Source organism: Asaia platycodi JCM 25414 (assembly GCF_000614545.1).
In the GTDB taxonomy this organism is placed as follows: domain Bacteria; phylum Pseudomonadota; class Alphaproteobacteria; order Acetobacterales; family Acetobacteraceae; genus Asaia; species Asaia platycodi.
On record NZ_BAKW01000026.1, the window covers coordinates 23,666 to 32,472 of the forward strand.

The window sequence follows — 8,807 nt, forward strand, 5'->3', positions numbered from 1 at the left end:
ACCACACGCCCTAGATCGGTATGATCCATTGAACGCTTTCCGGTGCGTGCCAGCCACCCTTCCAGTGAGCGGGCTGCACGCTCGTGACCATGTGGGCCTGTCCCTGCTGGGCGTGATTGACCCATTGCGGGTCTGCATGGGGCGCAAGCTGGCTGAGGGTAAAATTCTTGAGCTTGCATTTCGTTAGATGGCTCACCCCCTGTGCATCGGTCCAGTTGTCCCAATAGGGCACGCCGGCAGGCTGGACCGCAGGGGCTGCGGCCTGAGCAGCAAGGGGGAGAATCGCCGTGGCGGAAGCGAGAGGCGCGAGACAGCGAAGCGCGAGAGGGAGCGATGCGTGTAAGGCGGGGAACATGGGTGAGCAAAGCTTTCAGGAGCGGGGAGAGAGCAGCGCGTTGTGCCAAAAACCGCCCGAAAAGTGCAAATCTGGAACAAAGCGCTCGCGTAAGGTCTGATAAAGCAAAGAGTGTATCGGCGCTCGTTCTGTTTCGCACCAGAGTGTCAGTTGCACAGGGCGCTCCACGCGTGCTAGACGCCCCGCGAGGCCTGATCCGTTATTGCGGAATCGGGACGAACAGTCTCATTACCTGAGTCATGATCAATCGGTTGCACGAACGGTGCGTTTGGGTGATGCCCAGCACTGTGGGCCCGTTGGTCGTCAGGATGTTTGTGTAATTGGGGTGGGAACGCCGGACGTGACAGTGGTCGAAACAGCCGAAGCACCGCAGGTCAGCTTGGATTCGTCAGGAGGCGTAGCCCATCGCTATGCTCTGGCGCTCTATGCCTATGCCGAAGAGAAATCGGCATTGCCTGAGGTGCTCGATCAGGTGCGCGCGTTGCGCAAGCTGCTTGTTGAAAGTGCGCCGCTGCGCGACTTCCTTGCCGACCAGAGTCTCGATTCCCGGCAGTCAGGTCAGGGTCTCGCAGCCGTACTCAAGGCGCAGGGCTTCAGTGACACGCTTCAGCGCTTTGCTGGTGTGATTGCACGCAACCGTCGCGCTGCCCGCCTCGATGATATTCTTGGTGCTGTTCTCGCCCTAGACGCCAAGCGTCGTGGCGAAACGGTTGCCGAAGTGCGCAGCGCGCAGCCGCTCAGTGCGGCCCAGCGCAGCGCCTTGCAGACTCGCCTGGCCGAAGCGGGCTACGCCCGTGTGTCCATGATCGAACGCGTCGAGCCCGAACTGATCGGTGGTCTTGTCGTGCAGATCGGCGCCAAGCTATTTGATACCTCCATTCGCGGGCGTCTGACCCGCATCCAGAATGCCATGAAGGGAGCCGCGTGATGGATATCCGTCCCGCTGAGATTTCGGACATCCTCAAGCAGCAGATCGCGTCCTTCAATGACGAAGCGCAGGTCTCCGAGACAGGCAGCGTCCTGTCTATCGGTGACGGCATTGCGCGCGTCTACGGCCTGTCCAATGCCATGTCCGGCGAAATGGTCGATTTCCAGACCACGGGCGACCGCGGCATGGTGCTGAACCTCGAAGAAGACAGCGTCGGTATCGTTGTGTTCGGCGATGGCGATGGCATTCGTGAAGGTGACACTGTCACCCGTACGGGCACGGTTGTCGAAGTGCCGGTCGGCAAGGGCCTTCTTGGTCGCGTTGTCGATGCGCTCGGCAACCCGATCGATGGCAAGGGCCCGTTGACCGACGTCGTGATGAAGCGCGCCGAAGTTAAGGCTCCGGGCATCATGCCGCGCCAGTCCGTGTGCGAGCCGATGCAGACCGGCATCAAGGCGATCGACGCTCTGGTGCCGATCGGGCGTGGCCAGCGTGAACTGGTGATCGGTGATCGTCAGACCGGCAAGACCGCCATTCTGATCGACACCATCGTTGCCCAGAAGCCCGTCAACGCCACGGGTGACGAGAAGCAGAAGCTTTACTGCATCTATGTTGCCATCGGCCAGAAGCGTTCGACCGTTGCCAATCTCGTTCGTACGCTGACGGAAGAAGGCTCGATGGAATACTCCATCGTTGTCGCCGCAACGGCTTCCGATCCGGCACCGATGCAGTATCTCGCGCCCTATTCGGCCTGCTCGATGGGTGAATATTTCCGTGACAACGGCATGCATGCCCTGATCTGCTATGACGATCTGTCCAAGCAGGCCGTGGCCTATCGCCAGATGTCGCTGTTGCTCCGTCGTCCGCCGGGCCGTGAAGCTTTCCCTGGTGACGTATTCTATCTGCATTCGCGTCTGCTTGAGCGCGCTGCCAAGATGTCCGACGAGTTCGGTGGCGGTTCGCTGACGGCTCTGCCGGTCATCGAAACGCAGGCTGGCGACGTTGCCGCTTACATTCCGACCAACGTGATTTCGATCACTGACGGTCAGATCTTCCTTGAGACCGATCTGTTCTACAAGGGTATCCGCCCTGCCGTGAACGTCGGTGGCTCGGTGTCGCGCGTTGGTTCGGCAGCCCAGATCAAGGCGATGAAGCAGGTTGCCGGCAAGATCAAGCTCGACCTCGCCCAGTATCGCGAAATGGCTGCGTTCTCGCAGTTCGCTTCCGATCTTGACCCCGCAACCCGCAAGCAGCTCGAGCGCGGCGCCCGTCTGACGGAACTCCTGAAGCAGCCCCAGACGTCGCCGCTGCCCGTTGAAGAGCAGGTAGTTGTGCTGTTCGCCGGTACGCGTGGCTTTGTCGATGTCGTAAAGGTTGATCAGGTTGTTCGCTATGAAGCGACGCTGCTCGCCGAAATGCGCGGTCCAGGCAAGGATATTCTCGATGCCATCCGCAATGATCGTCAGATCAAGCCGGAAGTCGAAGCCAAGCTGACCGAGCTGCTTACCGCGTTCAACAAGCGTTTTGCAGCCTAAGGACGAATCATGCCCTCGCTGAAGGAACTGCGCGCCCGGATCGCGGGCGTGAAATCGCAGCGCAAGATTACGAGCGCCATGAAGATGGTTGCAGCCTCCAAGCTGCGCCGTTTTCAGAAGCACGCCGAGGCTTCGCGTCCCTATGCCGCCGCCATGCGTCGTATGTTGGCTGAACTGGCTGCCGCAACAGCAGGTCAGGGCGAGCTGCCCGTCCTGCTCGAAGGTGGCAAGGGGTCGACGCATCTCGTCGTGCTTCTTACCAGCGATTTCGGGCTTGCTGGTGGCTTCAATGCCAATCTTGTGCGCAGCGTGCGCCAGATTGTCTCGCGTTTGGAATCCCAGGGTGAGACCGTGCGCGTCCTGCCGATCGGGCGCAAGGGTGGCGAGGCTATGGCGCGTATCTTCCCCGGCAAGCTGATCGATCGTATCGAAGGAACGGGCGGCCGCGAGGTTCAGTTCCAGAAGGCGGCCGACTTGGTACGCGCGTAACCGAACTGCTCACAAGCGGCCAGGTCGATCGTGTCACGGTGGTGTTCAACCGCTTTGTCAATGCGATGACCCAGGTCCCGACGGAAGAGGCCCTTGTGCCTCTAGCCGTGGCCGAGAACGACAATAACACGGAATATAGCGCTCAATACGAATTTGAGCCCAACGAAGCCGAGCTGCTCGCTCAGCTTCTGCCGCGTAATATCCAGGTGCAGTTCTTCGCAGCGCTTCTCGAAAGCGCAGCTGGCGAGCAGGGCGCGCGCATGACCGCGATGGATAACGCGACACGGAACGCAGGCAAGGCGATCGACGATCTGTCGCAGCGCTACAACCGCACCCGCCAGAGCAACATTACCAAAGAACTTATCGAGATCATCTCCGGCGCTGAAGCCGTCTGAGACTTTTACGCAGGAGCCGAAATACGATGTCCGAAACTCTGTCGTCTGCCAGCAGCAACGTCGTGGGTCGCGTGACGCAGATCCGCGGTCCCGTGGTCGACGTCCAGTTCGAAGGCACGCTGCCGCATATCCTCAATGCGCTGCACGTCCAGAACGGTGACCAGACCCTTGTGCTCGAAGTGGCACAGGAAATCGGTGAGCGCGAAGTGCGCTGCATCGCCATGGACAGCACGGATGGTCTGGTCCGTGGAAGCGAAGTCAAGGATACGGGCGGTCAGATCACCGTGCCCGTCGGTCCTGCGACGCTCGGCCGCATCCTGAACGTCATCGGCGAGCCCGTCGATGAGCGTGGGCCGGTCGTTTCCGACAAGCATTATCCGATCCATCGCAAGGCGCCGTCCTTCGAAGATCAGGCAGCTGCTTCCGAAATTCTCGTGACCGGCATCAAGGTTGTCGATCTGCTCTGCCCCTATCTCAAGGGTGGCAAGATCGGTCTGTTCGGTGGCGCTGGCGTCGGCAAGACCGTCATCATCCAGGAACTGATCAACAACATCGCCAAGGCTCATGGCGGCGTGTCCGTCTTCGCCGGTGTCGGCGAGCGTACGCGTGAAGGCAATGACCTGTATTTCGAAATGCAGGATGCCGGCGTGATCAAGATCGGTGAAGACGGCTCGACCCAGGGCTCCAAGGTGGCACTGGTTTACGGCCAGATGAACGAGCCGCCGGGCGCACGTGCGCGCGTCGCGCTGTCGGCCCTGTCGCTTGCGGAATATTTCCGTGACGAAGAAGGCCAGGACGTTCTGTTCTTCGTGGACAACATCTTCCGCTTCACGCAGGCTGGTTCGGAAGTGTCGGCCCTGCTGGGTCGTATTCCTTCGGCCGTGGGCTATCAGCCGACACTGGCTACCGAGATGGGCGCCTTCAGGAGCGCATCACCTCGACCAAGAAGGCTCGATCACTTCGGTTCAGGCCGTTTACGTGCCTGCCGACGATCTGACCGATCCGGCACCTGCCGCGACCTTCGCCCATCTTGATGCCACGACCGTGCTGAACCGCTCGATCGCGGAAATGGGCATCTATCCGGCCGTCGATCCGCTGGACTCCACCTCGCGTTCGCTCGACCCGAAGATCGTCGGTGAAGAGCATTACCAGGTAGCGCGCGACGTGCAGCGTATCCTCCAGACCTATAAGGGCCTGCAGGACATCATCGCCATCCTGGGCATGGACGAGCTGTCGGAAGAGGACAAGCAGGTCGTGGCGCGCGCTCGTCGCATCCAGCGCTTCCTGTCGCAGCCTTTCCATGTGGCCGAAGTCTTCACGGGCTCGCCGGGCAAGCTTGTTTCGCTCGACGACACCGTGCGCAGCTTCAAGGCAATCGTTGCCGGTGAATACGACACCCTGCCGGAAGGCGCCTTCTACATGGTCGGATCGATCGAAGAAGCGATCGCCAAGGCCGAAAAGATGAAGGAGTCGGCGTAAGCCCATGCCGGTTCAGGTCGAAATCATCAGCCCGGAGAAGCTGCTCTTCCAGAAGGAAGTAGAGATGGCTGTCATCCCGGGCGAGGAAGGCGATATCGCGGCCATGCCGGATCATGCGCCGATCATGCTCCTGCTGCGCGGCGGCATCGTTTCTCTTTATGAGAACGGTGTCGTTACCGAGCGTTTCTTCGTCTCCGGTGGTTTCGCCGATATCACGGCTGATCGCTGCACCATTCTCGCGGATGAGGCGCTTCTGGTTGAGGAGATCGTCCTGAGCGAAGCAGAGAGTCGTCTCGAAATGCTGGAGACCCAGCTGACGAACGTCGCTGCTGACGACATTGTCGATCAGGAGCGTCTGTCTCGCAAAATTCAGGCGACCAGAGCGGCCATCGAGGCTGCTGAGGCAGCCCACCCGCTGCACTGAGTTCTGAAAAAGGCCGGTTCCCCAGGGGACCGGCCTTTTTCATATTGGGTCAAGGGTGAGGTGCCGTGTTTATCATTCCGGCCCCCTTAGGAGCCGGAAGCAGCCAAACTCAGCCGCGACCGCGATAGCCGGGCACGTCCTGAGCTGGAATCCAGACACCCTTGGGTGCTTCGCCCGTCTGCCAGAAGACGTCGATGGGAATACCGCCACGCGGGTACCAATAGGCGCCGATGCGCAGCCATTTCGGATTCAGGATCTCGACCAGTTTCACGGCGATGCTCACCGAACAGTCTTCGTGAAAAGCGCCATGATTGCGAAAGCTGGTGAGATAGAGCTTTAGCGACTTGCTCTCGACGATCCATTCGTCTGGAATATAGTCGATAACGATATGGGCGAAATCGGGCTGGCCCGTCACGGGGCAGAGCGAGGTAAATTCCGGTGCCGTAAAGCGCACGACGTAATCGCGCCCCTTATGTGGGCTGGGTACGCGTTCGAGCGTCGCGGTTTCCGGGCTCTCCGGCTGGACTGTTTGGCGGCCTAGCTGCTAAGCGCCGCCAGATCGTTCTCTGATGTGGTCATGATGGTCTGCCCTGATGTATGGAAGGGAAATGCAAGTGTCTCAAGCCGGTTTCCCAGCCCCAGTCATCGTGTCTTCTACAGAAGATTTGGCGCAACTTTGCGCCCGACTCAAGCAGGAGCCGTTCGTTACGATCGATACGGAGTTCGTGCGCGAGCATACGTACTGGCCTGAGCTCTGTGTCGTGCAGCTGGGTGGCGTGTCGGATGTGGCTGTTATCGACACGCTGGCGCCGGGGCTGGATCTTGCGCCGCTTGCCGATCTGCTGGCGACTGAGAGCTGCGTGAAGGTCTTTCATGCCGCCCGTCAGGATCTTGAGATTTTCCTGCACCTCTTCGATGCGCTGCCGCAATCGATTTTCGATACGCAGGTGGCAGCCATGGTCGGTGGCTACGGCGATCAGGTTGGTTACGACACGCTGGTTAGTGCCATCACGGGGGCCAGCATCGACAAGACGCATCGCTTCAGCGATTGGGCGGCGCGCCCGCTGTCGAAGGCGCAGATTGCCTATGCTGCCGCCGATGTCACCCATCTGCGAGACGTCTATCTCGCCCTGCATCGCGAACTCGATAAACAGAACCGGCTGCATTGGGCTGATGCCGAGCTGGCCGTTCTGAACGACCCGGCGACGTTCCGCCCGGATCCGCGTCGACAGTGGGAGCGCCTCAAGGCCCGTACCAATAACCGCCGCATGCTTGCGGTGCTGCGCGAAGTGGCCGCCTGGCGCGAGGTTGAAGCGCAGGCGCTGAATATTCCCCGCCAACGTTTGATCCGTGACGAGAGTCTTCTGGAAATTGCTGCTGTGCGTCCGCAGGATGCCGATGCGCTGTCGCGTGTGCGCGGCGTCTCGCGAGGCTTTGCTGAGGGCAAGGCCGCACCGGGGCTGCTTGCCGCCGTGCAGACCGGCATCGATCTGCCGGAAAAAGACCTGCCGCGCCCGCCGCGCAAATCCGAAGGGGCCAAGCCGTCAGCTGCGCTTGTGGCACTGCTCAAGGTGGTTCTGGCAGCAAGCTGCGAGGCCAACCGGGTCGCCCCCAAGCTTGTAGCAACGAGTGATGACCTTGACAGCCTTGCTCTGGGTGAGACCGATAGCCCCGTTTTGCAGGGCTGGCGTCGTGCCGTTTTTGGCGATGATGCCCTTGCCTTGCTCAAGGGAGAGATCCAGCTTGTCGTCGAGGGGCGGGCTGTTCGTCTCGTCAGATCGGCCAGCGCAGACTGATCGTTCATGAGTGGCGACGCCGCATCCTGGTGAGGCTCGCCCTTCATTCTTTGGTAATTCGTGCGGGTTCAGATTGACTCGGGCAAGAGCTCCGTGTTTATCCGCCAGTCTCATCATAGAAAAATCCGATTTACGGATTGAGCAAGTCGTATCGACACCCTAGTTTTACGTCACTGGACTTAATGAGGAGCACGGGCGATGGAATGGACCGACGAAATAATCTCCCGTCTTCAGACGCTTTGGCAGGAAGGACTATCCACTGCCGAGATTGGCAGGCAGCTCTCGATCACGAAAAACGCCGTTGTGGGCAAGGCTCATCGCCTTGGCCTGCCACCGCGTCCCTCGCCAATCCGTGCTACCGCCAAGCCTCGCAAGGAAGTCGCAGCCGAGACGCCCGTCTCACAGGATGCGGACGAGACGGCTGGTGTGGCTTCAGCTGCGCCCCAGGCTGCGACCCCCGGTGAGGCGAAAATCTCTGTCGCCGCTGCGCCCGCTGCTCCCGTCAAATCTGTCGCTGCCGAGCCGGTCGCGCCGCCCGCTCCCAAAACGGAGCCTGTTGAAAAATCTGCTGCAAGCCCCATTTCTGCGGTACCCGACGAAGGCGCTTCCGTGGCCAGCAAGCCCAGTCCGACCCGCAAACCCGCCGAGGCCAAAACCATGTCGCCAGACCTGATGCTTCGTCCGCTTCTGCGCCCGTTGACGACAGAGACCTCGCCGCGTCGCGGTCCGGCCTGCTGCTGGCCGAATGGCGACCCCGGGACACCTGGCTTCCATTTCTGTGGCGCCAAACCTGTGCCCGGCAAACCTTATTGCGCCGAGCATTGTGCGATCGCCTATGTAAAGCTACGTGACCGTCGCGAGAGCGTTGGCTGAGCCTTTCAGCTTTTGGTTCTGCCTCATAAAAAAAGCCCGGTCGTGAAGGACCGGGCTTTTTTGCGTCTGGACCTTGAAGGGCTCAGACGGAGGGAGCTGATTCTTCCGACTTCTCGACAGCCGGAGCAGGTGTCTCGAGAGCGGCGGGGCGCGGCGGCACGTCGCCGGTAATCATCTCGAGATGACCCGTAATCTGGCCACCATCTTCCACCTGCAGACGGCGGCAACGCGTCTTGCCGATCAGCTTGCCGGTGGCGCGCACGGTCAGATTGCCGCGTACTGTCAGCGTACCGTCGATCGTGCCAGCCAGATCAGCGTCTTCAACTTCGATCTCACCGCGGAAAACACCGCCCGGCGCGACGGAGAGTTCAGCGGCCTGAAGTAGCGACGCCTCGACAGTGCCTTCAACCACCAGACGCTCGGCGTCCTGGATCGACCCCTGAACCGAGATGCCACGTCCTACAACGAGGGTGCGGCGGTCCGAGGAGTCACGACGCCCACCGGGGGCAGCCGCCGCGGCGGCTGGGCGTGCC

Annotated in this window: 7 protein-coding genes and 3 pseudogenes; 7 read left to right on the forward strand and 3 right to left on the reverse strand. The window is 60.8% G+C overall.

The features are described 5' to 3' along the window. Positions 1-10: 10 nt before the first annotated feature. The gene (locus tag JCM25414_RS23860; protein WP_051535935.1) at positions 11-355 is read right to left on the reverse strand and encodes a cupin domain-containing protein; all 345 of its coding nucleotides are present in this window, start codon (positions 353-355) and stop codon (positions 11-13) included. Positions 356-695: 340 nt separating this feature from the next. Between JCM25414_RS23860 and atpH the strand changes: the two genes are divergently transcribed. The 5 genes and pseudogenes from atpH to atpC all read left to right on the forward strand — a co-directional run bounded on the left by atpH (position 696) and on the right by atpC (position 5,605). Beyond that, entirely contained in the window at positions 696-1,283 is a 588-nt protein-coding gene (atpH, locus tag JCM25414_RS15130) for an ATP synthase F1 subunit delta (protein ID WP_242403638.1), read from the forward strand. Then, positions 1,283-2,818 (forward strand): F0F1 ATP synthase subunit alpha, encoded by a 1,536-nt coding sequence (gene atpA / locus JCM25414_RS15135; protein WP_025842192.1) that lies wholly within the window; start codon positions 1,283-1,285, stop codon positions 2,816-2,818. The genes atpH and atpA overlap by 1 nt, the downstream gene beginning before the upstream one ends. A 9-nt stretch (positions 2,819-2,827) precedes the next feature. Next, positions 2,828-3,702: pseudogene (locus JCM25414_RS20995) on the forward strand (F0F1 ATP synthase subunit gamma). 26 nt (positions 3,703-3,728) lie between these two features. Continuing rightward, positions 3,729-5,181 (forward strand): annotated as a pseudogene (gene atpD, locus JCM25414_RS21000) (F0F1 ATP synthase subunit beta). A 4-nt stretch (positions 5,182-5,185) separates the two neighbouring features. After that, positions 5,186-5,605, forward strand: coding sequence for an ATP synthase F1 subunit epsilon (gene atpC / locus JCM25414_RS15150; protein WP_025842193.1), 420 nt, complete (start codon positions 5,186-5,188; stop codon positions 5,603-5,605). A 109-nt stretch (positions 5,606-5,714) separates the two neighbouring features. On the opposite strand, the pseudogene queF reads toward atpC, so the two are convergent. Then, positions 5,715-6,149 (reverse strand): annotated as a pseudogene (queF, locus tag JCM25414_RS21005) (preQ(1) synthase); the annotation flags it as partial. 64 nt (positions 6,150-6,213) lie between these two features. On the opposite strand from queF, the gene rnd reads away from it, so the two are divergent. Next, entirely contained in the window at positions 6,214-7,401 is a 1,188-nt protein-coding gene (gene rnd / locus JCM25414_RS15160) for a ribonuclease D (RefSeq protein WP_025842195.1), read from the forward strand. Positions 7,402-7,599: 198 nt separating this feature from the next. After that, positions 7,600-8,274 (forward strand): GcrA family cell cycle regulator, encoded by a 675-nt coding sequence (locus tag JCM25414_RS15165; RefSeq protein ID WP_025842196.1) that lies wholly within the window; start codon positions 7,600-7,602, stop codon positions 8,272-8,274. An 82-nt stretch (positions 8,275-8,356) separates the two neighbouring features. Here the strand turns inward: JCM25414_RS15165 and JCM25414_RS15170 are convergent. After that, positions 8,357-8,807 (reverse strand): bactofilin family protein (locus JCM25414_RS15170; RefSeq protein WP_025842197.1); only part of this gene is annotated, 451 nt, incomplete at its 5' end.